Source organism: Lentzea guizhouensis (genome assembly GCF_001701025.1).
In the GTDB taxonomy this organism is placed as follows: domain Bacteria; phylum Actinomycetota; class Actinomycetes; order Mycobacteriales; family Pseudonocardiaceae; genus Lentzea; species Lentzea guizhouensis.
The window spans coordinates 2,789,296-2,815,289 of the sequence record NZ_CP016793.1; the positions used below are offsets into that span (position 1 = coordinate 2,789,296).

31 protein-coding genes are annotated in these 25,994 nt (G+C 71.0%); 14 read left to right on the forward strand and 17 right to left on the reverse strand.

All coding sequences use genetic code 11. The features are described 5' to 3' along the window. The first annotated feature begins 9 nt into the window (after window positions 1-9). Complete coding sequence (locus BBK82_RS13935; RefSeq protein ID WP_083267946.1) at window positions 10-381, forward strand: cupin domain-containing protein; 372 nt, start codon at window positions 10-12, stop codon at window positions 379-381. 22 nt (window positions 382-403) lie between these two features. On the opposite strand, the gene BBK82_RS50210 is transcribed toward BBK82_RS13935, so the two are convergent. Genes BBK82_RS50210 through BBK82_RS13950 form a run of 4 tightly spaced genes read right to left on the reverse strand, consistent with a single transcriptional unit; the run spans window position 404 to window position 5,145 of the window. After that, window positions 404-547: a hypothetical protein gene (locus BBK82_RS50210; protein WP_154697303.1), complete on the reverse strand. Its 144-nt coding sequence runs from the start codon at window positions 545-547 to the stop codon at window positions 404-406. A 35-nt stretch (window positions 548-582) separates the two neighbouring features. Beyond that, on the reverse strand, window positions 583-2,709 hold the full coding sequence (locus BBK82_RS13940; protein ID WP_154697304.1) for a DUF5682 family protein: 2,127 nt from the start codon (window positions 2,707-2,709) through the stop codon (window positions 583-585). Then, window positions 2,702-3,787 (reverse strand): ATP-binding protein, encoded by a 1,086-nt coding sequence (locus BBK82_RS13945; protein WP_218920616.1) that lies wholly within the window; start codon window positions 3,785-3,787, stop codon window positions 2,702-2,704. Before BBK82_RS13945 ends, BBK82_RS13940 begins: the two co-directional genes overlap by 8 nt. Beyond that, on the reverse strand, window positions 3,784-5,145 hold the full coding sequence (locus tag BBK82_RS13950; protein ID WP_472368251.1) for a DUF5691 domain-containing protein: 1,362 nt from the start codon (window positions 5,143-5,145) through the stop codon (window positions 3,784-3,786). Before BBK82_RS13950 ends, BBK82_RS13945 begins: the two co-directional genes overlap by 4 nt. Before the next feature lie 75 nt (window positions 5,146-5,220). Here BBK82_RS13950 and BBK82_RS50215 point away from each other — a divergent pair, with 75 nt between their 5' ends. Beyond that, entirely contained in the window at window positions 5,221-5,445 is a 225-nt protein-coding gene (locus tag BBK82_RS50215; RefSeq protein ID WP_154697305.1) for a hypothetical protein, read from the forward strand. Window positions 5,446-5,640: 195 nt separating this feature from the next. Next, window positions 5,641-5,976, forward strand: a complete 336-nt coding sequence (locus BBK82_RS13955; RefSeq protein WP_154697306.1) for a hypothetical protein — start codon at window positions 5,641-5,643, stop codon at window positions 5,974-5,976. Between the two features lie 23 nt (window positions 5,977-5,999). Here the strand turns inward: BBK82_RS13955 and BBK82_RS13960 are convergent, their stop codons facing one another. Further along, on the reverse strand, window positions 6,000-7,163 hold the full coding sequence (locus BBK82_RS13960; protein ID WP_065915408.1) for an SWIM zinc finger family protein: 1,164 nt from the start codon (window positions 7,161-7,163) through the stop codon (window positions 6,000-6,002). A 33-nt stretch (window positions 7,164-7,196) separates the two neighbouring features. Continuing rightward, on the reverse strand, window positions 7,197-8,369 hold the full coding sequence (locus BBK82_RS13965) for a homogentisate 1,2-dioxygenase (protein WP_065915409.1): 1,173 nt from the start codon (window positions 8,367-8,369) through the stop codon (window positions 7,197-7,199). A 70-nt stretch (window positions 8,370-8,439) separates the two neighbouring features. Between BBK82_RS13965 and BBK82_RS13970 the strand changes: the two genes are divergently transcribed. From BBK82_RS13970 to BBK82_RS13985, 4 genes are read left to right on the forward strand one after another with little or no spacing between them, the layout of a single operon-like run. Next, window positions 8,440-9,303, forward strand: a complete 864-nt coding sequence (locus BBK82_RS13970) for a hypothetical protein (protein WP_265736928.1) — start codon at window positions 8,440-8,442, stop codon at window positions 9,301-9,303. Further along, entirely contained in the window at window positions 9,300-10,463 is a 1,164-nt protein-coding gene (locus BBK82_RS13975) for a fumarylacetoacetate hydrolase family protein (RefSeq protein ID WP_065915410.1), read from the forward strand. The genes BBK82_RS13970 and BBK82_RS13975 overlap by 4 nt, the downstream gene beginning before the upstream one ends. After that, window positions 10,463-11,095 carry an IclR family transcriptional regulator gene (locus BBK82_RS13980; RefSeq protein ID WP_065915411.1) on the forward strand — a complete coding sequence of 211 codons (633 nt, stop codon included), beginning with the start codon at window positions 10,463-10,465 and terminating at the stop codon, window positions 11,093-11,095. Before BBK82_RS13975 ends, BBK82_RS13980 begins: the two co-directional genes overlap by 1 nt. Further along, the gene (locus tag BBK82_RS13985; RefSeq protein WP_065915412.1) at window positions 11,092-12,246 is read left to right on the forward strand and encodes a VWA domain-containing protein; all 1,155 of its coding nucleotides are present in this window, start codon (window positions 11,092-11,094) and stop codon (window positions 12,244-12,246) included. Before BBK82_RS13980 ends, BBK82_RS13985 begins: the two co-directional genes overlap by 4 nt. Here BBK82_RS13985 and BBK82_RS13990 read toward each other — a convergent pair. Then, window positions 12,233-12,688, reverse strand: coding sequence for a MarR family winged helix-turn-helix transcriptional regulator (locus tag BBK82_RS13990; RefSeq protein ID WP_218920617.1), 456 nt, complete (start codon window positions 12,686-12,688; stop codon window positions 12,233-12,235). The genes BBK82_RS13985 and BBK82_RS13990 overlap by 14 nt on opposite strands. Window positions 12,689-12,761: 73 nt before the next feature. Between BBK82_RS13990 and BBK82_RS13995 the strand changes: the two genes are divergently transcribed. Beyond that, window positions 12,762-13,607, forward strand: a complete 846-nt coding sequence (locus tag BBK82_RS13995) for an alpha/beta fold hydrolase (protein ID WP_065915414.1) — start codon at window positions 12,762-12,764, stop codon at window positions 13,605-13,607. A gap of 4 nt (window positions 13,608-13,611) precedes the next feature. Next, entirely contained in the window at window positions 13,612-14,502 is an 891-nt protein-coding gene (locus BBK82_RS14000; RefSeq protein ID WP_065915415.1) for an NAD-dependent epimerase/dehydratase family protein, read from the forward strand. Here BBK82_RS14000 and BBK82_RS14005 read toward each other — a convergent pair. Both BBK82_RS14005 and BBK82_RS14010 read right to left on the reverse strand, forming a co-directional pair. Then, on the reverse strand, window positions 14,499-14,948 hold the full coding sequence (locus tag BBK82_RS14005) for a hypothetical protein (RefSeq protein WP_065915416.1): 450 nt from the start codon (window positions 14,946-14,948) through the stop codon (window positions 14,499-14,501). The two genes, BBK82_RS14000 and BBK82_RS14005, sit on opposite strands and share 4 nt — an antisense overlap. After that, entirely contained in the window at window positions 14,945-15,409 is a 465-nt protein-coding gene (locus tag BBK82_RS14010) for a hypothetical protein (protein ID WP_237048182.1), read from the reverse strand. Before BBK82_RS14010 ends, BBK82_RS14005 begins: the two co-directional genes overlap by 4 nt. A 77-nt stretch (window positions 15,410-15,486) precedes the next feature. Here BBK82_RS14010 and BBK82_RS14015 point away from each other — a divergent pair, with 77 nt between their 5' ends. The 4 genes from BBK82_RS14015 (at window position 15,487) to BBK82_RS14030 (ending at window position 19,041) form a co-directional block, all read left to right on the forward strand. Then, on the forward strand, window positions 15,487-16,251 hold the full coding sequence (locus BBK82_RS14015; protein ID WP_065915417.1) for a DUF2470 domain-containing protein: 765 nt from the start codon (window positions 15,487-15,489) through the stop codon (window positions 16,249-16,251). Window positions 16,252-16,346: 95 nt separating this feature from the next. After that, window positions 16,347-17,045 (forward strand): CPBP family intramembrane glutamic endopeptidase, encoded by a 699-nt coding sequence (locus BBK82_RS14020; RefSeq protein ID WP_083268795.1) that lies wholly within the window; start codon window positions 16,347-16,349, stop codon window positions 17,043-17,045. 147 nt (window positions 17,046-17,192) lie between these two features. Continuing rightward, on the forward strand, window positions 17,193-18,380 hold the full coding sequence (locus BBK82_RS14025) for an arginine deiminase (RefSeq protein ID WP_083268796.1): 1,188 nt from the start codon (window positions 17,193-17,195) through the stop codon (window positions 18,378-18,380). A gap of 100 nt (window positions 18,381-18,480) precedes the next feature. Continuing rightward, a complete protein-coding gene (locus BBK82_RS14030; protein WP_065915419.1) occupies window positions 18,481-19,041 on the forward strand; it encodes a ferritin in 561 nt (186 codons plus the stop codon). Between the two features lie 77 nt (window positions 19,042-19,118). On the opposite strand, the gene BBK82_RS14035 is transcribed toward BBK82_RS14030, so the two are convergent. The 7 genes from BBK82_RS14035 to BBK82_RS14065 form a co-directional block, all read right to left on the reverse strand. Then, complete coding sequence (locus BBK82_RS14035) at window positions 19,119-19,367, reverse strand: hypothetical protein (RefSeq protein ID WP_065915420.1); 249 nt, start codon at window positions 19,365-19,367, stop codon at window positions 19,119-19,121. A 62-nt stretch (window positions 19,368-19,429) separates the two neighbouring features. Then, a complete protein-coding gene (locus tag BBK82_RS14040; RefSeq protein WP_065915421.1) occupies window positions 19,430-19,939 on the reverse strand; it encodes a hypothetical protein in 510 nt (169 codons plus the stop codon). Window positions 19,940-20,154: 215 nt separating this feature from the next. Continuing rightward, the gene (locus tag BBK82_RS14045) at window positions 20,155-20,958 is read right to left on the reverse strand and encodes a hypothetical protein (RefSeq protein WP_065915422.1); all 804 of its coding nucleotides are present in this window, start codon (window positions 20,956-20,958) and stop codon (window positions 20,155-20,157) included. 2 nt (window positions 20,959-20,960) lie between these two features. Further along, on the reverse strand, window positions 20,961-21,404 hold the full coding sequence (locus BBK82_RS14050; RefSeq protein ID WP_083268797.1) for a SigE family RNA polymerase sigma factor: 444 nt from the start codon (window positions 21,402-21,404) through the stop codon (window positions 20,961-20,963). Window positions 21,405-21,567: 163 nt separating this feature from the next. Beyond that, window positions 21,568-21,906 (reverse strand): DUF952 domain-containing protein, encoded by a 339-nt coding sequence (locus BBK82_RS14055; RefSeq protein ID WP_065915423.1) that lies wholly within the window; start codon window positions 21,904-21,906, stop codon window positions 21,568-21,570. A 49-nt stretch (window positions 21,907-21,955) separates the two neighbouring features. Continuing rightward, window positions 21,956-22,891 (reverse strand): DUF5926 family protein, encoded by a 936-nt coding sequence (locus BBK82_RS14060; RefSeq protein WP_065915424.1) that lies wholly within the window; start codon window positions 22,889-22,891, stop codon window positions 21,956-21,958. A 26-nt stretch (window positions 22,892-22,917) separates the two neighbouring features. Then, window positions 22,918-23,658, reverse strand: a complete 741-nt coding sequence (locus BBK82_RS14065; RefSeq protein WP_065915425.1) for a glycerophosphodiester phosphodiesterase family protein — start codon at window positions 23,656-23,658, stop codon at window positions 22,918-22,920. 89 nt (window positions 23,659-23,747) lie between these two features. On the opposite strand from BBK82_RS14065, the gene BBK82_RS14070 reads away from it, so the two are divergent. Beyond that, window positions 23,748-24,935 (forward strand): cytochrome P450, encoded by a 1,188-nt coding sequence (locus BBK82_RS14070; protein WP_065915426.1) that lies wholly within the window; start codon window positions 23,748-23,750, stop codon window positions 24,933-24,935. Window positions 24,936-24,978: 43 nt separating this feature from the next. Here BBK82_RS14070 and BBK82_RS14075 read toward each other — a convergent pair whose 3' ends face one another. Beyond that, window positions 24,979-25,989 carry a glycerophosphodiester phosphodiesterase family protein gene (locus BBK82_RS14075; protein WP_065915427.1) on the reverse strand — a complete coding sequence of 337 codons (1,011 nt, stop codon included), beginning with the start codon at window positions 25,987-25,989 and terminating at the stop codon, window positions 24,979-24,981. Between the last annotated feature and the right edge of the window lie 5 nt (window positions 25,990-25,994).

The window sequence follows — 25,994 nt, forward strand, 5'->3', positions numbered from 1 at the left end:
ACAACTTGGTTGACTACTTTGGAGGTCGTCTTGCTGGTCACGGGGGATTCGGCTGCTCGGCACGAGTTCGGCGGGTTCGAGTTCAGGCCGCTGGCGGTGCCGTCGACGGGGAGCACGGAGATCGCGCTGTGGACCGTCGACGTGCCGGAAGGGGGTGACGGGACGCCGCACTCCGCGTCGAAGGAGGAGGTGTTCTACGTGCTGTCCGGGTCGGTGACGATCCAGGGGCAGACCGCGGGGCCCGGCGACGCGATCGTGGTGCCGCCGAACACCGAGCTGTCACTCACGGGCGGCCCGGCGCGCGTGGTGGTGGCGACCTCGGTGGGGATCACCGGGACGCTGGCCGACGGGCGGACGATCACGCCGCCCTGGTCGGTCTAGCTCGCTGGTTCGGTTGGTTGCGCTAGTTCGCGGGTGAGCCCTCGTCCGTCTTCGGCTCCGCCGGTGCCGGGTCAGGGCTCGTCTCGCGCAGGTCGTGCGCGATCTTCTTGGCCTCGTCGATGAGGTGCTGGGAGTTTTCGAGGCGATCTTCGTCAGGTGCGGTCACGGTGCTGGGGTGCGCGGTTTTCAAGATCGTCAAACTCAGGCCAGCAGGCTGCGGACGTGCGCGGCGAGGCGTTCGGCGATGGCCAGGTCCCACTCGTCGTCGGCCACCGGCCGCGGTGTCCCACCGGCGACGACGCGCTCGCCGAGCAGCCGCCGTTCGGCCGGGGTGAAGTCGGTGATGGCGCGCCGCAACAGGGGGAGCGCGTCGTCGAACGCGTCACCGCGCAGGCCGCTCAGCCACTCGTCGATGAGCCCGAAGAGCCTCGGGTCGGCCGCGAGGAGCGTCGCCGAGCCCCGCAGGAAGCCGGCGACGAACGCCGTGGCGACCGAGCGATGCAGCTTCGCGGCCACGTCGTCGCTGGTCAGCTCCCCCGCCTCCCACAACAGCCTGGTGGCGCGGCCGGTGGGCAGACCGTGCGCGTCGGCCTTGGTCAGCGCGTGCAGGGCCCGCCACCAGGTGGCCTGGTGGTCGGAGTCCGCGGCGAGCCGGGTGGCCTCGTGCGCGCCGTCCACGGTGGCCAGCGCGTGCTCGGCGGTCTCGTCGTCGATGTTGCGGCAGGCCAGCGGGAGCCCGACCGCGCCGCGGGTGAGCAACCCGTGCAGGGCGACGCGCAGCAATTCCGGATCAGTACCGCGGACCGAGCCGTAGCGCACGGTCCGCGCCAGGTCGGGCAGCGCGGCGAGCAGTTCGAGCGCGTCGGTGGCGAGCGCGGCACACCGGTCGAGCGCCTCCCGGGCGGCCGCGACGGCCTTGGGCAGCTCGCAGCCGACGGCCTTGCCGAGCGTTTCCGCTGCCTCGGCGACCCTGGTGGCCTGGTCCGCCGCCTGGGTCAGGACGTTCTCGGCGGCCGTGTGGACCGTGGTGCCGTGGCGCGCGGCGACCGCGACGGACACGGCGAACACCGGGTCCCAGCGCAGCTGCCACATCTCGGCGAACGTGCCGAGCGAGTTGGACCGGTCCGGCTTGCCCCACGGCACGCCGAGAACTTCCAGCCGCTGCAGGAGCTTCGAGCGTTCGCGGTCGGTGTCCTTGCGGAGGTCGAGCTTGAGCTGCTTGGGCTCCGGCGCGGCGGGCAGGCGCAGGGTGCGTTGCAGGCGTTGCAGATCCGCCGCCAGCGGCGACCGCGGCACGGCCTCGCCGACCTCGCCGAGGCGTTCGCCGACCACCAGCTTGCGGTGGACGAGCTTGAGCGGGACCTCGTCACCGCCGCACAGCACGGCCAGCGCCGCCTCGTCGACCTCGCTGAGCCCTGCGGACGGCCGTTCCCGCAGCGCCGCAAGGGTTTCCGCGAGCCTGACCGCCTCCACGGCACTCGCCGTCGAAGCTGGCAAGTCTTCTTCTCGCAACACGGCCGCGGCTTTGGCGAACCAGCGCGGCACGACGTCGGCCTGGTGTTGCCACAGGTGCGCGTACCAGCCGGGTGAGTCGACACCCGCGCCGTACCCCGACTCGGCGGCGAGCTGCCCGTGGCTCCACGGCACCCAGGTACCGCTGATCTTGCGTCTTCTGAGGCCTTTGAGGAGCGCCGTGTCGTGCGCGACCGTCGGTTTGGTCAGCAGCGCCGGCACGTGCCACGCACCGCAGACGACGACTATCGGCCCGTCGGTCTCCTTGCGCGCCTTGCGAATCGTCTGGCGCATGAACGCTTCTCTTCTTAGCGTGCGCTCTCCGACCTCGTGTTCGAACTCTTGCCTGACCGCGACCATCGCCTCGGTGATGGCGTTGGCGAGGTCGATCGGATCCGTCGCGCTGTGCTCGACGACGTCCTCCCACCACCGTTCGGGGTCGTCGAACCCCGCCGCCTCCGCCAGCAACCCGATGGGGTCGACGTTGCCGCTCGGCCCGTCGTCGCCGATCGACGCGGCGGCCGGCAGGTCGAAGAAGCGCGTTTTCGTGTCGTTCTCGTCGGCGTACTTGAGCGCTTGCCATTCCGGCGAGAACTCGGCGAACGGCCAGAACGCGGCGTTCTCGGGTTCCGTCTCGTCGTGCAGCAGGATCGCGACCGGCGGCGTGAGGGCGTGGACGTGCTCCAACAGCCCGTCGGCCTCCGGCGGGCCTTCGATCAGGATGAGCGCGGGCCGTGTCTGCTCCAGCGCGCGCTTGACCATGCGCGCCGAGCCGGGCCCGTGGTGCCGGATGCCGAGGAGGACCGGCTCAGTCACCGCTGACGTCCAGGCAGGCCCGGTAGAGGTCACGCCACTCGGTGCGCTCCTTGAGCACGGTCTCCAGGTACTCCTGCCACACCGTCGCGTCGGACACGCGGTCCTTGATGACGGCCCCGAGGAGTCCGCTCGCCAGCTCGTCCGCCCCGAGCGTGCCGTCCCCGAAGTGTCCGGCGAGCGCCATGCCGTTGGCGACAACGGAGATCGCCTCCGCCGTGGACAGGCTGCCGCTGGGCTTCTTCAGCTGCGTCCGTCCGTCCACAGTGGACCCGTTGCGCAGCTCGCGGAAGATCCGCACCACCCTGCGCACCTCGTCGAGCGCGGGCGGCTCGGCGGGCAGTTCGAGCGCCTTGCCGAGCTGCTGGGCCCTGGTGATGACGATCTCGACCTCGGCGTCCTCCGTGGCGGGCGGCGGGAGGACGACCGTGTTGAACCTGCGCGCGAGAGCGGACGACATCTGGTTGACGCCGCGGTCGCGGTCGTTGGCCGTCGCGATGACCGTGAAGCCGGGCACCGCCTGGACCTGGGTGTTGAGCTCGGGCACCGGGAGCGACTTCTCGCTCAGGACCGTGATGAACGAGTCCTGCACCTCCGACGGCATGCGCGTGAGCTCTTCGACGCGCGCGACCGATCCCAGCCGCATCGCCCTCAGGACCGGGCTGGGCACGAGCGCGTTCTCGCTCGGCCCTTCGGCGATCAGCCGGGCGTAGTTCCAGCCGTACCGGACCTGGTCCTCGCTGGTGCCGGCGGTGCCCTGGACGACCAGGGTGCTGTCACCGCTGATCGCCGCGGCCAGGTGCTCGCTCAGCCACGACTTTGCCGTGCCGGGCACGCCCACGAGCAGCAGGGCCCGGTCGGTGACGAGCGTGCCGACCGCGACCTCCACGAGACGCCGCGAGCCGACGTACTTGGGTGTGACCACCGTGCCGTCGGCCAGCGTGCCGCCCAGCACGTAGGTGACCACGGCCTGCGGTGACATGCGCCAGTTCGGCGGCCGCTGCCGGTCGTCCTGCGCCGCGACGGCCTCGAGCTCGGCGGCGTACTGCTGTTCGGCCGTCGGCCTGAGCACGGCGGTCACGGGACCTCCTGGGTCGGTGGTGCGAACGATTCGCGCAGGCGGATCCGGAGTCCGAGGACCTCGAGCTCCAGGGAGCTCTCCGGCCAGCGACGGGTCAGAGCCTCCCAGCTGGCGCCGAGCAGGTCGGCGTCACCCCGGGCCAGCAGCACGTTGGGCGGCCTGCCGGACCGCCAGCGCGGATCGGGCAGCGCGGCGTAGCGGTGCAGCAGCGCGCGGGTGGTCTCCGGCGACCAGGGCGCCGGCAGCTGGGAGCAGGCGTGGTCGAGCAGGTCGTAGTGCCAGTTCTTCGACACGGCCACGACCGCCTGCTCGGCCACCTCGGCGGGCAACGCCGCCAGCATCTCGAGCTGCTCCATGCCGGTCAGCGTCTCGGCGGCAGCGACGGCCCACGGCCGCGGTCCTGCGCGGCGGCGAGCTGGTCGGCCACTCCCTGAGCAACGCGGCGGCCCACGGCCCGCCGCAGGATGCCGGCCGCCTTGGCGTCGTCGGCCTTGAGCGTCGAGGTCCAGTACGACGGCGGCACGCTCGCGGCGGCGGCCCGGATGCGCCCGGCCACCCCTTCTCGGACCCGTCGCGCATGAGGTCGCGCAGCTCCGGCGGATCGGGCGCGCGGTCCAGAGCTCGCCGGGCCGGACGTCGAGCCCGTCCGCGGTGAGCCGGAGGCCGTGGCGCAGCCGGTGAGCGGCACGGGCGGCGAGGCGCGTCCTGCCCAGCTTCCGCAGCAGCCGGAGGGCCTCGTCGTGCACAGCCGCCGCCTTGTCGTCGAGCGCCGCTTCAAGCAGCCGCTCGTCCTGCCCGTTCAGACCGGTTTCCAGAGCGCTGACCAGCACCTGCCGGTCGGTCGACCGGGGAGAGGCCGCGAACTCCTCCGCGATGAACGCGCCGACCGCGGCCGGGTCCGCCTTGCGCTTGCGGCGCAGCGCCCGGACGCGCTGGGCGCTGGGCAGGTCGAGGATCTCGTCGAGCGGCACCTCGTCGACGAGCGGCGCTGCCCCGCTGGCCCAGGACCAGCCGGGCCGGGTGTTCGCGAGCCAGCGACCACGCGTGCCCAGCACCTCCACCACGGCGGCCCTCAAGCCGGGGCGAGCGGTGCCGAGGGCGAGCAGGGCCGGGAGCATGCGGTGCTCCGCCACGACGTTGCCGGCCTTGGCCAGCGCGCACCACTCGGTCAGGAGGACCTCGTCGTCGAGGCTCATGATCGCTTCGAGGACCGCCCTGGCGGCCGGTCTGGGGAAGCCGGCGGTCTCGGGCGGTGCGGGCGGGAGCGGGTCGGCGGCGGTGTCGGGCGGCAGGGTGGCACCGAACGGGCCACGCCCAGTGTGGCGCAGGCGGAGAGGAGCTCGGTGGGGTCGCGCCACCTCTGGCCGTGCCGAGGAGGAGGTTCTGGACCGCGGCGGACCAGTCGGCCTTCACGCCACCACCTCCGGGGTGAGGTGGAGCTGTTCGGAGGTGTGGCAGGAGCGGGCAGCACGGTGGAGACGCGGCGCTGGGGCGGGGTTCCGGCGGCGACGCGGCGCGATGCCGGGGTGGTGGTGGCGACGCGGCGCGGAGCTGGGTGGTGGCGACGCGGCGGAGCCGAGGGGTGGGCGCGGGGCGTCGGCGAGGCGGCGAGGCCGTCGACGGGTGTGGCGAGGCGGCAGGACGACCTGGCGGGGTGACGCGGTCCTGGGCGGACGCGCGACGACGGCGGGACGGGCGGACGCGCGACGACGGCGGGACGGCACGGCCGAGGGGACGCGGCTCGAGGCGGATGCGCAGGCGCGGGGTGGCGGAGCCGCAGGAGGAGTGCGGCAGAACGCGCACAACCGGCTGCGCGCGAGGCGGCCGACGGGTGCGGCGGCGGGCTCGCCGTGGTGGGCGGGCTCGCAGAGGTGAGCGGGCTCGCCGTGGCGGGCTCGCCGTGGCGGCTCGCGCGGCGTGGCGGGCAGGCGCGGCGTGGCGGCAGGCGCGGTGGCGGGCTCGCCGGGCTCGCGGAGGTGGGCGGGCCGCCGGAGTGGGCAGGCCGCCGGAGTGGGCAGGCCGCCGGAGTGGGCAGGCGCGGCGTGATGGGCGGGCGCGGCGTGGCGGGCAGGCGCGGTGGCTGGCTCGCCGGGCTCGCAGAGGCAGGCGGGGCCGGAGTGGGCGGGCTCGCCGGAGTGGGCGGGCAGCAGCGCGTCTGCGACCTGCGGCGTCCGCATGACGCGTCCTGAGGTGCGGGACGGCGGCAAGGCAGTCATGCCACCACCTCCAGGTGGTCGTCCAGCGCGATCGCGCCCAGGCGCAGCGTGTGGCCGTCCCACAGTCCCCACGCGTCGAACGGCGCGCCGCCGGTGAGTGCCAGCGCCATGTCCAGGCCGGTGTCGTCGCGGACCGGCAGCGCGTGGCCGGAGGTGTCGGCCAGCGAGCCGCCGCAGAGGCGCACCGAAGCGCAGCCCAGCGGGAACAGGCGTTGCCACGGGTCGGCCACCAGCATCGGTTCCAGCGTTGCCAGCGAGGCCCGCCACGAGGCAGGTGCCGGCACCGGGTCCGGCGTGCGGGAGCCGGCCAGCTCGCCCAGCGCCACGCGGTCCGAGCCCGGGTACGGGTGGACCAGAGCGGACGACTCCAGGCCGTGCGGCAGCAACGGGACCGGGGCACCCACGGCGGAATGGCGGATTGCGACCACCCAGCGGCCCGTCTGACGGCCCCAGCACCACTGCCGGACGGTGCGGACCCTGCCGTCGTCGGTTTCGAGGCGCAGCAGCGCCACCCAGCGGTCGGACACGCCGGGGCCGGCGCGCACCGCCTCCTCCGGCACCGTGACCCCGAGCCGGGACCGCGGCTGCACGGAGCACAACAGGTGCAGGCCGCCCAGGCGATCGGCCACGTCGGCGGTCCAGGACGGGCCCGACCGCGCCACGATCTCCTGGATCTCCCCCACCGCCGCGGCCACGCCCGGCACCTGCGCGTCGATCATCCGCGCGGTGAACGCCTGCCACCACGACGCCGGCCGCCCCGGCAGCGACGCGATCCCGGCCGAGGCGACGTCCAGCAGCCAGTCCCGCAAGCCGTCGAGCCCCGACGACATGGCAAGAGCCCGGTTCGCCGCCGTCTTCTCCCGAGCCCTGGCGCGGCGTGCGGCCGCCTCCGGCGAGGAGTCCAGCTCACGTGCGGCGCGGCGGGTCGTCCACTCCTCCACCCACGCGGGCGGCAAGGCTTCCGGCAGCTCCAGCTCCTGCAGCGCGATCGCGTGCTTGCAGGGGAACCGCCGCGACGGGCAGGTGCACTTCGCCGACCCCGCCGCCAGGTCGACGCACACGCGGTACGGCATCGAGCCCGAGCCCGTGTACAGCCCCCACAGCACCGGCAGGGCCTTGCCCAGGCCCTGCCAGCGCAGCGGAACGGCACGTGTCCTCACGTGACCAAAGTAGCGAGGACCCCCGACAGAAAATCAGGCCGGACCCCGCCTCGCCCACGTCCACGCGTACGCCGGGTCCTCGCAGGCCTCCGCCGCCTCACCGAGCTCCAGCGGGCGGAAGGTGTCGACCATGACCGCGGTCTCGTCGAAGTAGTCCGCGCCCAGGGACGCCTCCACCGCACCGGGCTGCGGACCGTGCGTGCAGCCCGACGGGTGCAGCGACATCGAGCCGATGCCGATCCCGGACCCCTTGCGCGCCTCGTAGTTGCCGCCGACGTAGAACATCAGCTCGTCCGAGTCGACGTTCGCGTGGTTGTACGGCACCGGCACGGCCAGCGGGTGGTAGTCGACCTTGCGCGGGCAGAACGAGCACACCACGAAGTTCGGGCCCTCGAACGTCTGGTGCACGGGCGGCGGCTGGTGCACCCGCCCGGTGATCGGCTCGAAGTCGCGGATGTTGAACGCCCACGGGTACAGGTGGCCGTCCCACCCGACGACGTCGAACGGGTGGTTCGCGTAGGTGAACCTCGTCAGCCCCGCCCGGTGCCGCACGAGCACGTCGACGTCCGTCCCCTCCACGAGCAACGGCTCAACGGGACCGCGGATGTCGCGTTCGCAGTACGGCGAGTGCTCCAGGAACTGTCCGGCCTTCGACAGGTACCGCTTGGGTGGCCCGATGTGCCCGGTCGCCTCCAGCACCAGCAGCGACATCGGCGTGGACGGCACCACCCGGTAGGTGCACGAGGTCGGGATCACGACGTAGTCGCCGTCCCCCACCTCCAGCGCCCCGTAGATCGTCTCGATGACACCGGAACCGCCCTGCACGTACAGCAGCTCGTCACCGAAAGCGTTGCGGTACAACGGCGACGGCACCGAAGCGCGGACAAAACCAATGGTCACGTCCGGGTTGTGGAACAGCCGGCGACGCCCGGTCACCGCGTCGACCTCGTCAGAAGCCCAGGTCAGGTCCTGCGTCTTGAAGTGCCGCGGCTTCAACGGCAGGTTCGGCGCCACCGTCCCGCGCTCGTCCTTCACCGTCTCCGCGTTCACGATCGCCGTGGGCAGGTACCGGTGGTACAGCAGGGCCGAGTCGGCCGAGAACCCCTCGACTCCCATCAGCTCTTCCGCGTAGAGCCCACCGTCCGGTTTGCGGAACTGGGTGTGGCGCTTTCGGGGGATCTCCCCCACCTGGCGGTAGTAGGCCATGACGTCTCCGAGGGCGTTCGACTATCGGACATCTTTGTTCAGTTGCCGGTACACGGCTAGCGTGTCAGCCGTGTCAAGCGCTGTCGAACTCCGTGCGCCCGGTCCGCGCGGTACTCCGCCCCTGCTCGCGAGGCTTGTGGACGATGCCGCGCTGTTCCCTCCGGGGAACGCGTCGATGCCCGACGCGGTGCGCGGTCACCTCGACGGACGGGTCGGCGAGTGGTCCGGCGTCATGGGCCTCTTCCTGTGCCCCGCCTCCCGGCTCGCCGAGCTGATCACCGAGCTGATCAAGGTCAAGCCCCCGAAACCGATCGCGTTGAGCCTCGTGATCGACACCGGCCTCGGCGGCGTGCCGAAGGCCGTGTCGATCGTCGAGAGCAGAAGTGAACTGCTGGCGTTGCGCATGGTCGAGATGCCCGCACCGTCCGATGTGGACGAGGTGTGGCTCGAGCGCGTCTCCGAGTTCGTGCCCGAGGACGTCATCCGCGTCGTGGAACCGCGCCGCGGCGGGCCCGAGTGGCTCGACGGCGTCCGCCGGGTCATCGAGCACGGCAGCTGGCCCAAGCTGCGCTGCGGCGGTCTCTCCCAGGAGAACTTCCCCAGCGTCCAGGAGGTCGCCGACTTCCTGTCCGTCGTCAGCGGTGGCGGCGTCGCGTTCAAGGCGACCGCGGGCCTGCACAAGGCCGTCCGCCACACCGACGAGCAGGGCTTCACCCACCACGGCTTCCTGAACCTCCTCGTCGCGACGGCCCGCAGCCTGTCCGGCCGCGACGTCCGCGAGGCGCTCGCGAGCACCGACGCCGAGGCTCTCACCGCCGAGGCCAAGGCGCTCAGCGACCAGGCCGCGCACGCGGTCCGCGGCGTCTTCGCGAGCTACGGCTCGTGCTCGCTCGCCGAGCCGGTCGCCGACCTCGAGGAGCTGGGGCTGCTGTGAGCTGGATCAGCGACCCGGGCTTCACCGAGGACCAGCCGTTCGGACCGCAGACCCTGCCCTACGGAGTCGTCGCCGACGGTGTGGCGGTGCGCGTGGGCGACCAGGCGCTGCTGCTGAAGACCCTCGGGCTCGGCAAGTGCACCGAGTTCGTCCAGGGCGACTCGCTCGACGACCTGCTCAAGGCGGGCCGTCCGGTCTGGAGCGCGCTGCGGGCGAAGCTGCGCGAGATCGTCAGGGGCACGTCCGCGCCGAAGGGTGCGGAGCTCGTCCCGATCGACACCGCGAAGCTGCCGTTCACCGTCGGCGACTACGTGGACTTCTACTCCAGCAGGCACCACGCGGAGAACGTCGGCAGGATGTTCCGCCCCGACGGCGACCCGCTCACGCCGAACTGGACGCACCTCCCGATCGGCTACCACGGCCGCGCGGGCACGGTGTACGTCTCCGGCACCGAGATCACCCGCCCGAACGGCCAGAAGCGCGGCAGCGAGGGCCCGAAGTTCGGCCCGTCGGAGCGCCTCGACATCGAGGCCGAGGTCGGGTTCGTCTGCGGCGGCCCGCGGGCGGCGAACGTGAGCACCAGCCGCGCGGCCGAGCACGTCTTCGGCGTCGCGCTGGTCAACGACTGGTCGGCGCGCGACATCCAGGCCTGGGAGTACCAGCCGCTCGGCCCGTTCCTGGCCAAGTCGTTCGCGACGTCGATCGGCGCGTGGATCACGCCGCTGGAGGCGTTCTCGGTGGCACGGGTCCCGACCCCGCCGCTGCCGAACAAGCTGCACGACTACCTGACCTGCGACCAGCCGTGGGGTCTGGACATCACGATCACGGTCGAGCTGAACGACACGATCGTCGCGCGGCCCCCGTTCCGGGAGATGTCGTGGTCGTTTGTGCAACAACTCGCCCACATGACGGTGAACGGGGCTACCGTGCGCCCTGGTGATCTGTTCGCCTCGGGCACCGTCTCCGGTCCGGAGAAGGACGAGCGCGGCTCGTTCCTGGAGCTGAGCTGGGGCGGCAAGGAACCGTTCAAGCTCGACGACGGCTCCACGCGGACGTTCCTGGAGGACGGCGACACGGTCAGGCTGACCGCGACGGCTCCTGGCGAGGGCGGTTCGGTGGTCGGTCTCGCCGAGGTGGTGGGCACAGTTCGGAGCGCGTGATGGTCGGAGCGACGAAGGAGAGCTCGCTGACCCTGGAACGGGGTCTGGCGCTCCTCCAGGCTGTCGCGGAGGCGGAGTCGGAGGCTCCCTCGATCTCCGAGCTCGCCACGGCCATCGGCGCCTCCAGGGCCGCCGTCTACCGGCTCCTGGTGCCCCTGCAGGCGCGCGGGCTCGTGCGCCGCGAGGGTTCCAAGGTCCGGCTCGGTCTCGGCGTGCTGAGGCTAGCCGCGAACGTGCTGCCGCAGCTGCGGATGGCGGCGAACCCGGCTTTGCGCGAGCTCGCGGAGAAGGTCGGCGCCACCGCGCACCTGACCGTCGCCGACGGCACCGAGGCCCAGGCCGTCGCCGTCGTCGAACCGTCGTGGACCGCTTTCCACGTGGCGTACCGGGTGGGGTCCCGCCACCCGGTGCACCGCGGGGCGGCCGGCAAGGCGATCTCGCAGCCGGGTGAGCCGTGGGCGGTGTCGGCGGGTGAGCTGCAGCCGAACGCGTACGGCGTCGCGGCGCCCGTGCGTGGCATACCGGGGCTGCGGGCCTCCGTCGGTGTTGTGGCGCTGGAGAAGCTCGACGCGGACGTCGTGGGCCCTCACGTCGTGCGTGCGGCCGAAGAAGTGGCGGCCGCGCTCAAATGACCCCGGAAGTCCCCGCAGAGCGGCTGCGGCGGTGGCGGCTGTTGCTGGGGCCGAGCGCGGAGGACGTGGCCCAGCTCGACGGCGACGACGAACGCCGTGACGGCGCGCTGACCGGTCTCTACGGCGGTGGCGGTGAACGCGGCGCAGGCCTCGGCGCGAGCTCGCCACAGCTGCACCGGTGGCTCGGCGACGTCCGCAAGTACTTCCCCACCTCGGTCGTGCAGGTCATGCAACGCGACGCGGTCGAGAAGCTCGGGCTGCGGCAGCTGCTGCTCGAACCCGAACTGCTCGAGTCCGTCGAACCGGACGTGCACCTCGTCAGCACGTTGCTGCAGCTTTCCCGCGCCATCCCGGCCCGCACCCGCGACACCGCGAAGGCCGTGGTGCGCAAGGTGGTCGAGGACATCGAACGGCGGCTGACCGACCGGCTCGTCGAGTCGGTCAGGGGCGCGGTCGACCGGTCGAAGCGCACCCGCCGCCCGCAGCTCGCCGACGTCGACTGGGCGACCACGATCAAGGCGAACCTGAAGAACTACCAGCCGCAGCACCGGACCGTGATCGTCGAGGACCTGATCGGCCACCGCAGGCGCAGCCGGGCGGCGAGCATGCGGGACGTCGTCCTGCTGGTCGACCAGTCCGGGTCGATGGCCGACTCGCTGGTGCACGCCGCCGTGCTGGGCTCCGCGCTTGCCTCGATCCGGTCGATCTCCACCCGGCTGGTCGTGTTCGACACCGAGGTCGCCGACCTGACCGACCAGCTGCACGACCCGGTGGACCTGCTGTTCTCCGCCCAGCTCGGCGGCGGCACCGACATCAACCGCGCGGTCGCGTACGCGCAGACGCAGGTCCGCAGGCCGACGGACACGGTCATCGTGATCATCAGCGACCTGTACGAGGGCGGCTCGGAGGCCGAGCTGCAGCGCCGGGTGCGGGAGCTGGTCGCGAGCGGCGTCACGGTGGTGAACCTGCTGGCGTTGAGCGACAGCGGCACGCCGGCCTACGACCACGACCTGGCGGCGAAGCTGTCGGCACTGGGCGCGCCCGCGTTCGCCTGCACGCCGGACAAGTTCCCGGAGCTGCTGGCGGCGGCGCTGCGCAAGGACGACCTCACGCAGTGGGCGGAGTCCGAGGGCATCGCTACCGGTCGTTGAGCGCGTCGGCCAGTGCCGTGACGGTCCTGGCCAGCTCCGGCAGCAGCTCGGACGGGATCCGGTCGAGCACGCGGTTGCGCGCGCTGGCCAGGTGCGCGGGCTGAGCGGCCTTCATCACCCGCAGGCCCTCGTCGGTGAGGATCGCGTCGTTGCCGCGGGCGTCCTCGCCGTGGCGTTCCTTCTGCACCAGCCCGTGCTTGCCCAGCCCGTCGACGACCCTGGTGATCCGCGACGCGGTGAGCCCGGCCTGGGCGGCGAGCGCGGACATCCGCAGGCGGCGGTCAGGTGCCTCACTGAGCAGCAGCAGGACGGCGAACTCGGTCATGGTCACGCCGGTGCGGGACATGTCGTCTTCCAGCGCGCGGGGCAGGGCGTGCACCAACCGGCCCAGGCTGCGCCAGAGTTCGAGCTCGTCCGAGGACAACGGGGCGAGTGCGGTCACGCTCACAGCTTACTTGCCTAACCAAGCAATGAAGCGTATTCCTTGCTTAGGCAAGCAAGCTAAGGAGGCTCGCATGACGGCTCCAGCACCTGCGCCGGAGGGGTTCGAACACGCGTACGCCGAGGTCAACGGCGTTCAGATGCACTACGTGACAGGCGGGGAAGGTCCACTCGTCGTGCTCGTGCACGGCTGGCCGTTCAGCTGGATCGAGTTCCGCGAGCTGCTGCCGCTGATGGCCGCTCGTGGTTTCTCGGTGCTCGCGCCGGACCTGCGCGGCTCCGGCGACTCGGAGGTGCCCACCGGCCACTGGACCAAGCAGGACGAGGCCGACGACCTGCACGAGCTGTTGCACCACCTCGGGCACGACCACGCGTTCGTGCTCGGCACCGACGTCGGCACGATGACCGTGCACGCCTGGGCGCAGCGCCATCCGCGGGACGTCACCCGGCTGGTGCTCAGCGAGTGCTTCCTGCCCGGTTTCGGCCTGGAGGAGCACCTGGCCTCGTTGTGGCACTTCGGGTTCCACGCGCAGAGCGAGTTCGCCGCACAGCTCGTCGCCGGCCGCGAGGAGCAGTACCTGACCTGGTTCTGGCGGCAGATGGAACGCGGTGGCATCACCGACGCCGACCGCGCCGACCTGCTGCGCACGCTGACCCGCCCGGACGGGATGCGCGGCGGGTTCGAGCACTACGCCTCGGTCGCGCAGGACGCCGTGAACGCGCGCGCCGGCCGCAAGGTCGAGGTGCCCGTGCTGGTCCTGCACGGCGAGCACGGTCTCCCGGCCGACGTGCTGCTCACCGGCGCCCGCGAGGCCGCCACCGACGTCCGCGCCGAGATCGTCCCCGACGCCGCTCACACGTTCGCCGCCGACAACCCGTCGGCGACGGCCGACGTGCTCACCCACTTCTTCAGGAGCTAGGAAGATGCAGATCCTCGTCACCGGCGCCAACGGGTACACCGGTCGGCGCGTGTCCGCCGCACTCTCCCGCGCCGGGCACACGGTCCTCGGGCTCACCCGCGACCCGTCGACCGCCCGCGACCTCGTCGCCGAGGAGGTGACACCGGTGCGGGGCGACCTCGCGCAGCCCGGCACCTGGCGCGACCACCTCGACGGCACCGACGCCGTGGTGCACCTGGTGATGGACCGCACCGACCCCGCGGGCACCGACCGCGCGTTGTTCGCCGAGATCGCCGCGGCCGGGGAACGGGACGGCCGGCAGCGCCACCTCGTCTACACGACCGGCATCTCGGCGTACGGGCGCACCGGCGTGGCCCTAATGGACGAGAACACGCCCGGCAACCCCGAGAGCCCCATCGGCTTCCGCTTCGCGCTGGAGGGCGAGCTCGCGGCGAGCGGTCTCGCGCACACGGTCGTGCGGCCGGGGTTCATCTACGGCGGCGCGGCCACGACGTCCATGACCGCCCAGTGGTTCGCCGCGGCCGAGGCCGGCACCCCGGTGTTCTACGGCGATGTCACCAAGCGGTGGAGCTGGGTGCACGTGGACGACCTGGCCGACGCCTACGTCAGGATCCTCGCGCGTCCGTCCGCGGTGGACGGTGAGGTGTTCGTGGTCGCGGACGACCAGCGGCTCACGGCGCTGGAGGTGCAGCGGGTGGCCGTGCGGGCGGCGGGCTTCACCGGCGAGATCAGGCTGGAGCCGGCGGAGGCCGGCGGGATCATGCAGGTGGCCGCCGACCAGGACGAGCTGGTGTCGAGCGCGAAGGCCCACCGGCTGCTCGGCTGGCGGCCGCGGCACGTGTCGTTCACCGACGCGGCAGAGCGGCACTTCCTGGCCTGGCGGGCGGCTCGCTAGCGTTCGACGACCCGGCCGCGGACCAGGAACGCCAGCCCCCGCGTCATCGCCACCACGCGTCCGCGCTCGTCAGGACCGGCCACCCAGATCCGCCCGGTGTGCCGGACCAGGACGCGGGCGCGTTCGGGCATCTCCGGCAGCCGCAGGTCGTTCTCCGAGCCGTCGACGCGCAGGTAGGCCTGACGTCCGATGCGCTTGCCGGGCACGAACCGCGCCGACACCGGCCGCCACGGGAAGCGCTCGATCAGCTGCAGGGTGCCGCGGCGCTGGACGAAGTGCCGCAGGCCGGGGGCGGCGAACTCCAGCACCACCGGCACGGACAGCACCGTGAGCCAGATCCAGTCGATCCACAGGACCACGCCGAGGACCGCGAGCGCGAACAGGATGTGCCCGACAGCACGGCGGTCGGCCCGTGCGAGACAGGTGTCGCCCCACGTCGTGATCATCTGTGCACGCGCGCAGGGATGAGCTGGGGAACTCCCCGGAACGTCACGACGGTGTTCCCGGACGCGTCCGGCGGCACGAACCACACGCGCTTGTGCCGCGCGATCCGCCCGCGCAAGAGCGGACCGACGTGGACGGTCAGCAAGAGAGGCGGTGACCCCATCACGACCAGACGCCCTCCTTCCCACTCCGCACGAGCGAAATGCCACGGTTCGCCTTCCGGTAAACGCACCGCTCGGCGCCGTGTCACCCGCCAGAGGACGACCGCCGCGAAGAAGAGCAGCAGCAGTGCCACGGGCGACGACCACGACCACGCGAGCACCAGGACGAACTGCAGGATGAAGGCCGTACCGGCCAGAACGGTCCACACCAGGGCACGACGGCTCGCCCGGTCGACGCAGTGCCGGGTCCACTGGTCATCGAGCGCCGTCACCTCGGTGGACGGCTTGTTGGGCACGACCACATGTCCACCGTACAGGTGACGCTTCCCCGACGAGCAAGGCTAAGTTAGCCTTGCCTAACCTACGAGGAGGTGCAGCGGTGACCGACACCCAGACGAGGCGCCCGCCGGCCCCGCACGCCGCCGAACGCGCGCGCACGATCGCGGCTCGCGGCGGCAGTGCGGCACTGCTCCCTCAGGCAGGAACGCGCACGAGTCCGTTGTTCCACCACGTGCACCCGTGCGGCACCGCGATCATGCTGCTGGCCGACGAGCACCCGCTGGTCGGCCAGCTGTGGCAGGCCCCGCGCGCCGAGGTGACGGCGATGCTGGAGATCGCCGACCAGGCACCGGTGGCGTTGCGCGAGCCCGTCCGCGGCCTGCTGTGGCTCACCGGCTGGGTGACCGCGCTGGACGGCCAGGAGGCGCGCGACGAGGTGCTCGCGGTCGCCGACGTGCGGCCGGACCACCGGCTGCTGGACGCGGGCCACGGCGCCACGGTGCTGCGCCTCACGCCGGCGTCGATGGTGATCGCGGATGCCGAGGGCACGTCGTCGGTGCGGCCGGAGCAGTTCACGAGCGCGACGCCGGACCCGTTCTGCGGCAACGAGGACCACTGGCTGCGGCACCTGGAGGCCGCGCACCGCGACGTCGTCGGCCAGCTCGCCAGGCACCTGCCGGAGGAGCTGCAGGGCGGGCACGTGCGGCCGCTCGGGCTCGACCGGTTCGGGCTGCGGCTGCGGGTGGAGGCCGAGTGCGACGACCACGACGTGCGGATCGCGTTCTCCAAGCCGGTCAGCACGCCGACGGAGCTCGCCGCCGAGCTGCGCCGGTTGATGGGCTGCCCGTTCCTCTCCCAGCGCTGATCACCCGAGGTAGCGTCAGCCGGGTGACCGGACCTGCGCTCATCCCCGACGACGAGAAACGTGGCTACCAGATCGAGCTGCTGATCGTCTTCAGCATGACCCTCGGCCTGTCGGGGCTGCGCAGTCTCGTGCGGCTGGTCGACAGCCTGCTGCAGCCGGTTCCGCTGAACCAGCAGTCGGTCGCGATCAACGTCCCGCAGGCGCGCGCCGACCTGCTCGACCTCATCGCCCAGCTGCTCAGCGTGCTGCAGCTCGCCGCGTGGGGCGGGATCGGGCTGTACCTGTTGTGGCGCACCGGGATCAAGCTGCGGGTCGTCGGCCTGGACGGCACCCGCAAGCTCGCCGACTCGCTCGGCGCGCTCGGGCTGGCCGCGGTCATCGGCATCCCGGGGCTCGCGTTCTACTTCGCCGCCTGGGCGCTCGGGCTGAACCTCGCCGTGCAGCCGTCCACTCTGGACAACGAGTGGTGGATGAGCGTGGCGCTGGTCCTCGCCGCCGCCGGCAACGCGTGGGCGGAGGAGGTGCTCGTCGTCGGGTACCTGATCACCCGGCTCGAACAGCTCGGGTGGCGCAAGTACACGGCGCTGTTCGCCGCAGCCGTGCTGCGCGGTTCGTACCACCTGTACCAGGGCTTCGGCGGGTTCGTCGGCAACCTGGTGATGGGGCTGGTGTTCGGGTTCTACTGGCAGCGGACCAGGCGGTTGTGGCCGCTGGTGATCGCCCACACGATCCTCGACGTGGTCGCGTTCGTGGGCTACACAATGTTGCGCGGCAAAGTCAGCTGGTTGCCCTAACAAATCGAGGGTGAAGCTCGATTCTGCACGTGATTCGTTGCGATTCCAGGCTCACAAGCGGCGATTTGTGCTGTTCGGGGTTACGCTCGACCGGTGACTGCGCACACGATCGCTGAGACGGAAGCACTCCCGGACGCCGCGCCCCGCGTGGACAGCGAGGTCGGCCCGTTGCGCACGGTGCTGCTGCACCGGCCGGGCAACGAGCTCAAGAGGCTCACCCCGCGCAACAACGACCAGCTGCTGTTCGACGGCGTGCCGTGGGTCGGCCGCGCCCAGGAGGAGCACGACGCGTTCGCCGCGACGCTGACCTCCAAGGGCGTTGAGGTCCTGCTGCTCTCGGACGTCCTGGTCCAGGCACTGGAGGACAACCGCGCGCGCATCGCGGGCGTCCACAGCGCCGTCAACGAACGCCGCCTCGGCATCGACCTGGCCGACGCGCTGCGCAGCCACCTCACCTCGCTGCCGGCCCCGCAGCTGGCGCAGGTGCTGATGACCGGCATGACGTTCGAGGAGCTGCCGGCCGCGGAGGGCGCGTCGCTGGTGCGCAAGATGCACCTGCCGATCGACTTCGCCGTCGACCCGCTGCCGAACCTGCTCTTCACCCGCGACTCGTCGGTGTGGGTCGGCGACCGCGTGGCGATCACGTCGCTCGCACTGCCCGCCCGCGACCGCGAGACCACCCTGACGGACCTGATCTACGCCTACCACCCGCGGTTCCGCCGCACGGGCCGCGCGTATGGCGCCCACTCGGCCCCGCTGGAGGGCGGTGACGTGCTGCTGCTCGCGCCCGGCGTGATCGCCATCGGCGTCGGTGAGCGCACGACCCCGGCGGGCGCGGAGTCGTTCGCGCGTTCTGCTCTCGCGGACGGTCTCGCGCACACGGTGCTGGCGGTGCCGATCGCACAGGAACGCGCCACCATGCACCTCGACACCGTCTGCACGATGGTCGACCGCGACGCCGTGGTGATGTACCCGGCGATCAGCGACGCGCTCACCGCGTACCCGCTGCGCTCCGACGGCAACGGCGGCGTGCGGGTGGACGGCCCGGTGCCGTTCCTGGAGGCGGCGGCCGAGGCGATGGGCATCGAACGGCTGCGGGTGATCGACACCGGCCTCGACGTGGTCACCGCCGAACGCGAGCAGTGGGACGACGGCAACAACACGCTCGCGGTCGCCCCCGGTCTGGTTGTGGCCTACGAGCGCAACGTGGAGACCAACGCCCGCCTGGAGGACGCCGGCGTCGAGGTGCTCCGCATCGCCGGTTCCGAGCTGGGCTCCGGCCGCGGTGGCCCGCGGTGCATGTCGTGCCCGATCGACCGCGCGCCGCTGGTGTGATTCCTTAGGAACGCCTAACCTTTGTTTGGATTACCTCTCCAAACAAAGGTTAGCTTTTCCTGGAATGCATGCGTCACCGTTTTGGGCTAACGTACTCCGCATGGCCTCGAACGTGAAGAAGATCCTGTCCAAGAAGTCGAAGTTCCACGAACTGCTGCAGGCCCAGGTCGGCAACGAGTTCTCCGCCTCTCAGCAGTACATCGCACTCGCCGTGTGGTTCGACAACGAGGACCTCCCGCGCCTCGCGTCGCACTTCTACAAGCAGGCCCTCGAAGAGCGCAACCACGCCATGATGATCGTGCAGTTCCTCATGGACAACGACATCCCGGTCGTCATTCCCGGCACCCAGACGCCGATCAACGAGTTCAAGGCCCCTCGCGACCTCGTCGACCTCGCGCTGCGCCAGGAGCAGCAGGTCACCGAGCAGATCGTGGCGCTGGCCAAGGCCGCCCGCGAGGAGGGCGACTACATCGGCGAGCAGTTCCTGCAGTGGTTCCTGAAGGAGCAGGTCGAGGAGGTCTCCTCGATGAAGACGCTGCTCACCATCATGGACCGCGCGAACGGCAACATGTTCTACGTGGAGACGTTCCTCACCCGCGAGAACGTCGGTGACGAAGGTGCCGACCCCAGCGCCCCTTCGGCCGCCGGTGGCGCGCTGTAATTTCCTTCGCACGTCTGAGTGCCTGATATGAGGCCCGTCTCACTTGTTTGGTGAGACGGGCCTTTTCAGTTCCTGGATCAGTTGTGGCAGTTGTTCCCCGGCGCGCTGGTGAAAGCCGCCTCGACCTTGCCGTTGGCGACGCGGAAGCTCGACGAGACACCGGGGTTGTCGTCCGCCTTGACGTAGTGGGTGTAGTTCGGGCCGACCGCCTTCTGCAGGTTCGGGTAAGCCGCCATCAACTGCGCCTCGGTGGCACCGATGCCCGCGCCGTGACTCGTCATGGTCGTGTCGAACGTGATCGAGGCGACGCCCTTGTCGCTCGACACCCAGGTGGTCTGCTTCGTGCCTGTTTTGCTTCTCCTCAGGTGCGTTGGTCGGCGTGGAACGTTCAGAGCGCGGCCATCGGGCAGTCGACCGCGTTTGTCGAGAGCTTGATGACGAGCACCTCGTCCGAGTCCTGGTAGTGCTCGGCGGATCCGATGCCCAGGAACGCGTAGTGGGCGCTGCCGATGCTCGCCGAGTAGCCAGCCCGGTACTCCTTCGCGTCAGGGTGGGCCTTCTTCACGTCGGCGAAGGTCGAGCCGACCCCGATCCCCTTCGGGGTATTGGCGCCAATCGGCAACGTGATCCGCTCGATGCCGTACTTCTTCGACACGGCGATCTGTTCGTCGGCAGCACAACCCGCGTCAACCTGGGCGTCGTCGCCGCCCCAGCTCAGCTGGGTGAGGCCGGCCGCGCGTACCTCGTCGAGTGTCATGCCGAGCTTGAGGGCGCCATAGCCAGGCCGGTCGTCGGCCCTGCGGACCGCCTGCGGCTGGTCGGCGTTCGTGACCGTCGCGGTCGTGGTCCCGGTGACGACTGCGGCGACGACGGTCTTGAGGACGTTGGACTTCTTCATTTCGGTTCCCCACGGATTCTGAATTCGTTTTCCGAAAATGTCTCGCCACACCCCCAGCGCGGCGGGACATTTGTTTCGGACATTCACAAGACGCCACCAGCGCGCGGCGGTTGCCAGGTTCGTCGTCACGAAAAAGTCACGGCAATTCCGCCGAAAATGCGCACAGCGAAGTCCCGCCACTCCTCAGGAGCGGCGGGACCTCGGTTTACCTCAGGTCAGGCGCCGGCGCAGTCGTTGTCGGCGAGACGCATGCGCACGGTTTGCACCGTGGTGCCGTCGTTCTCGAACACGTAAAGCCACTTCGGTGCGGTGTTCATTTGCACGACCAGTTCCGAGCCGTTCTGCGCGGCGGTCGGATAAGCGGCTTTCAGGTCGGCGACCGACGAGCCGGAACCGATCTGCTTGGACGTCTTGACGTACTGCGGAAGCGTGATCCGGACGATTCCCCTGGCCGCCGAGATGATCACGGCTTTGGGGTCGTCCACCGACGTCATGGCGTAGCCCTTGCACGGCTCGTCCGGCTGGGGCTGGCCCTCGACCAGCATGCCCGTCTTCAGCGCGTCGGCCTCGGTCATCGCGAGGGTCAGCTTGTTGTAGACGGGCGGCACCGCGTCCGGTGTGCGTGGTGGTGCCGAGGTGCCTGTCGACTTCTTGGTGCTGGTGCTGCTGCCGCTGTTGTTGTTACCGCTGTTGTTACCGCCTGTGGGAGGCGTGCCGGCGGGAACGGTGACGGTCTCGGTGATCACCGTCGTCGACGGTGCGGGCGTCGACGTGGACGGCTGGGACGTCGACAGCGACGGTCCGGCCATGTCCGTGTTCAGCGGTGCGTGCCTCAGCTGGACGAGGCCCACCCCGGCCCCGATCAGCGCGACCACGGCGAACGCCCCGGCGGCGGCGCTGCGGCGTTGCCTGCGGCGCTTCGCACCGCGGACCACCGTCTCCTCCGCCCGGGACGACACGTGCAGATCGAGGCGTTCGTCGTCCTTGAAGAGCTGGCGCAGCTCGTCCTCGATGGCCACTGTCAGTCCCTTTCCAAGCGTGTCCGCAGAGTCGCCATCGCCTTGCTGGCCTGGCTCTTCACGGTGCCGCAGGAGATGCCCAGCGCGTGCGCGATCTCGGCCTCGCTGAGGTTCTCGTAGTACCGCAGCACGATCACAGCGCGCTGCCTCGGCGGCAGGTCGCGCAGTGCCTGCCAGAGCGGCTCGTTCTCGAGCCTGCTCAGGTCCGACAGCACCGGCGTGTCCGGGAAGTCGGCCACGAGGTTCTCGCGGCGACGCCGGCGCCAGATGCTGATGTGCGTGTTGGCCATCGCCCGCCGCACGTACGCCAGCGGGTCGTCGCCCTTGCGGAGCACGGCGGCCCAGCGCGAGCCGACCTTCTCCAGCACCGACTGCACCAGGTCCGCCGCGTCGTGCGGGTTGCCCGTGAGGGCGTGGCCGTACCGCAGCAGGCCCGGCATGGACATGCGCACGAACTCAGCGAAGTCCCCCACGGCTTCCGCTCTTCTCTCACCGCTTGTCGCGGCCCACTCAAGTTGCAGCACCGCGGTCACGGCACGTCCTCTCCCCCTGGCAACCTGGCTCCGGGGAGATCACGTCCATGCGCGGTGGCCGGTTGCCACCACTACATCACAGAACCGCAACGGCCTCTGGCAGAACGAACGAACCGTCCGGCGAGCACGGGAAGTCGTGCACCTGGACCACCGCGGCGGCCGGGATCGGGCCGTAGACGTGCGGGAACCACAGCGGCGAGTCCGGCACGGCCTCCCACCGCACCGGCACGTCGAGCAGCTCCGGGTCGACGACGAGCAGCAGCAGCCCGTCGCGACCGGGGAAGAACTTGCCCGCCGTCACGTGCACGACGCCCCGGTCGGAGCAGTGCACGAACTCCTCGCCCGCGGCGGGCGCGATCGACCCCGCCGACCGGGCAGCGGCCCAGTCGGCGGTTGAGATGATGTGCAGCAGCACTTATCCACAGCTCCTTGTGGACAACCCTGTGTACAACTCGGTCCGAACGTCAGCGCAGGGTGATCTGCCGGCCGCGCAGGCCGTCCCGGGCCCGGCGCTCGGCGTCGGTCAGCGGCTCGTCGGAGGCCAGCGCCTCCAGCAAGCGCTTGCCCAGCTCCTCGGCGGGACCGGCCCACTCGCGGGCGTGCATCTCGCGGTCGAGGTCCCACACCGGCACCAGCAGGCCGTGCGCGCGGAACGAGCCCGCGTACCGCGAGCCCTCGCCCAGGTCCAGCTCACCGCGGGCGGCCAGCCGCGCCATGGCGGGGATCAGCTTCTCCTCGGGCTCCGGGCGGACCCAGCGCAGGTGCGCCTTGTCGCCCGCGTCCACCCAGTAGGCGGCCTTCACGCCGGGGGCGTCGAGGCGTTCGGTCGGCAGGATCGCCGCGTTCGCGCGCTCAAGAGAGAGTGCGACGTCACCGGTCGGTTCGGTGCCCTCCGGCATCCACCAGATGAAGTCGGTGTGCAGCTGCGGCACGATCTCGGCCTCGGGGTCGAGCAGGTCCTGCAGCCGGCCGGGGTTCTCACCGTTGTCGGGGCCGACGACCGGCAGCACGTCACCGGTCCTGGCCTGCTGCGCCCATTGCAGCGCCCGCGCCAGGTCACGGCTGATGTCGCCGGAGCGCGTCTGCACCTGCAGGCCCACGAACGGCACGTCGTCGCCGCGGATCAGGCCGGCCGCCGCCATCGGCAGCACCGTGGCGAGCGTGACCTCACGCCCGTCCTTCACCGGCAGCTTCGCGACCGCGGACGGCACGAACTCGCGCAGCGCGATCAGCTCGCACTCGGCGGCCAGGCCCTCGAACGGCCGCGACACGATCACGTCCGTCGCCCCGCCGGGCGCACCGTGGCAGGCCTTGTACCGCTTGCCGGAGCCGCACGGGCAGGGCTGCTTCGGGTTGATCCCGTCCTTCGGTGCGTCCTTGACCGCAGTCCGCTTGGCCACCTCGGCCCTCCTCGTGCTCAGGCTTGTCAGGTCGCCAAGTTAGCCGTCAGCAGGCGGCGCGTGTTCGCCGGGGCGTTGGTCGCGAGGTACCTGACCCCCAGGTCACGGCACAACGCGATGTCCTCCGCGTTGTCCACCGTCCACACGTACGTCTCGTGGCCTGCTCTGCGCGCGCGGTCGACGTACGCGGGATCGTTGCGCAGCAGGTGGATGCCCGGTCCCGCGTAGTCGGCGAACGGCGGCAGCGCACCGCTGCGGTACCGGCCGAGGCGGTCCAGCAGGAGCACCGTGCGGATGTCCGGCGCGAGCTCGCGGAACGCCTTTACCGCGGTCGGCGAGAACGACATCATGACGATTTGATCTTGCAGCCCGTGCCGCTGGAGGGCGGCGGCGAGCTTGTGCTCGACCTCGTTGCGGTAGCGGACCGGGTGCTTGGTCTCGACGAACAGCTGCGCGTTCGTGCCCTTGACCAGCTCCAGCAGCTGGTCGAGCAGGAGCAGCTCGGCCGGTTGACCGTGCTTGTGCCAGCTGCCGTAGTCGTGTTGTTGCAGCTCGGCCAACGTCATCGCGCTGACCGTGCCACGCCCGTTCGACGTGCGTGTGAGCGTGCGGTCGTGCACACACACGATCTCGCCGTCCTTGGACAACCTGATGTCGCACTCCAGGCCGTCCGCGCCTTCTTTGATGGCGAGCTCGTATGCCCCGATCGTGTGTTCCGGACGATCGGTGGAAGCACCGCGGTGCGCGACGACTGATGGCTGCTGCACAGGTCCCAACCTTAGTTCTTGAACAACAATTTGAGACGTCAATCAACTCAGCGTGGACTTCCGCGCAACCTCGACTTACCGTCCGCGTTGTGACGTTCGACCAGCGCGATCCCGCGTTCATCGCCGACCCGTACCCGGCCTTCGCCTCGCTGCGGGCCGCGGGTGAGGTGCACCACCACGAGGGCATGGGCATCGCCGTCGCCGTCTCGCACGCCGCCTGCTCCGCCGTGCTGCGGCACCGCTCGCTCGGCCGCATCTGGTCGGACGTGAAGCCGGTCGAGCGCTTCCTGTCGTTCAACCTCCTGCACCGCAACTCGCTGCTGGAGAACGAGCCGCCGGTGCACACCCGGCTGCGCCGCCTCGTCGCCGCCGCGTTCGGCCGCGGGCACGTCGAGCGGCTGCGCCCGTGGGTCGCCGAGCTCGCCGACCGGCTGGTGGACGAGCTGGTCGCGAAGATCTCCGACGTCGGCCAGGCCGACCTGCTGGCGCACGTCGCGGCGCCGTTGCCGGTCGAGGTGATCGCCGAGCTGCTCGGGGTGCCGCCGTCGGACCGCTATCTGCTGCAGCCGTGGTCGAACGCGATCGTGAAGATGTACGAGTACGACCTGCCTCCCGAGCAGCAGGACGTGGCCGAGCGCGCGGCGACCGAGTTCGTCGCCTACCTGCGCGAGCTGATCGCGTTGCGGCGGGTGTCGCCGGGGGCGGACCTGGTGTCGGACCTGGTCGCGGTCACCGACACCGACGGCGCGCGGCTGACCGAGGACGAGCTGGTCGCCACGGCGGTGTTGTTGCTGATGGCGGGCCACGAGGCGACCGTCAACGTGATCGGCAACGGGATCTACGCGCTGATGGAGCACCGGTCGGAGTGGGAGCGGCTCACGCCGGAGCTGCTGCCGACCGCCGTCGAGGAGCTGATCAGGTACGACTCGCCGTTGCAGCTCTTCGAACGGACCGCGACCGAACGGGTCGAGATCGCCGGGCACGTGCTGGAGCCGGGCGAGAAGATCGCGGCACTGCTGGGTGCGGCCGCACGCGACCCGCTGGTGTTCGAGAACCCGGACGAGCTGAACATCGGCCGCGAGAAGAACCAGCACCTCGGGTTCGGCATGGGCATCCACTACTGCCTGGGCGCGCCGCTCGCGCGCATCGAGGTGGAGGCGGCGCTGTCGTCGTTGCACCGCAAGCTGCCCGGCGCGGTGCTGGCCGCGCAACCGGACCGGCGCGCGGAGTTCGTGATCCGCGGCCTGCACTCGCTGGAGCTCGCCGACGGGGAATGACCGGGGTGCGAGGCCCTGCCCTCGGACAGGGCCTCGCCGCAGGTCACGAGCGGTACTTGCGCGGGAGCTTGAAGCCGCGTTCCTTCATCACCTCGCGCAGGCGGTCCGGGTAGTCCGTGATGATGCCGTCCACGCCGTCGTCGATCAGCTTGTGCATGGTGGCCGGGTCGTTGATGGTCCACGGGACGACCTTGAGGCCGTTGCGGTGGGCGTCGGCCACGAGCGCCTTGGTCGTGAAGGGGACGTAGTCGGGGTCGCCGACCTTGCCGCCCTGCGGATTGCCGTGCACCGGGGACAGGGCTGAGGCGCCGAAGCTCTTCACGGCGCGGGCGACGCTGCCGCCGAAGTCGTCGAGCTCCAGGCCACCGGTCCACGGGGAGCCGGGGCGCAGCATCTCCGGCTGGGTCAGTGCGACCACGGGGATGCGGGGTTCGACCTGGCGCAGGCGCATCAGGGTGCCCCAGTCGAACGACTGGACGGTGACGTTGTGCTGGAAGCCCGAGCGGCGGATCTCGCGGACGGCGCGCTGGACGAACTGCTCGCGCGGGGCGGTCTCGTGCGGGGCGGCGGCTTCGACCTTGGTCTCGATGTTGAAGCGGACGCCCCACGCGCGGTGCTCGCGGGCGAGGGCGAAGAGCTCGGCGAGGGTGGGCATGCGGGCGCCGGGCGAGAGTTCCTGGCCGGGGTGCTGCGACCACCGGGTGCTGCCGCAGTCGAGGGTCCTGACCTGGGCGAAGGTCAGGTCCTTCACGTACTTGCCGGCGTAGGGGAAGGCCGGGTCGCCGGGGAAGGCCGGTGCGGTGTCGAGGCACTTGGCCGGGTTGGTCTTGCGGTCGTGGGTGATGACCTCGCGACCGTCCTTGGTGATCTGGATGTCCAGTTCCAGGGTGGTGACCCCGAGCTCGAGCGCCTTGCCGAACGCCTTGAGGGTGCTCTCGACGGTCAGGCCGAGGCCGCCGCGGTGGGCCTGCAGGTCGAAGTCGCGGTGTGGGTGGGCTGCCGCCAGGCCTGGTGTGGCCATCGCGATCACCAGTGCCCCGATGAGTGTCCGCATGGACC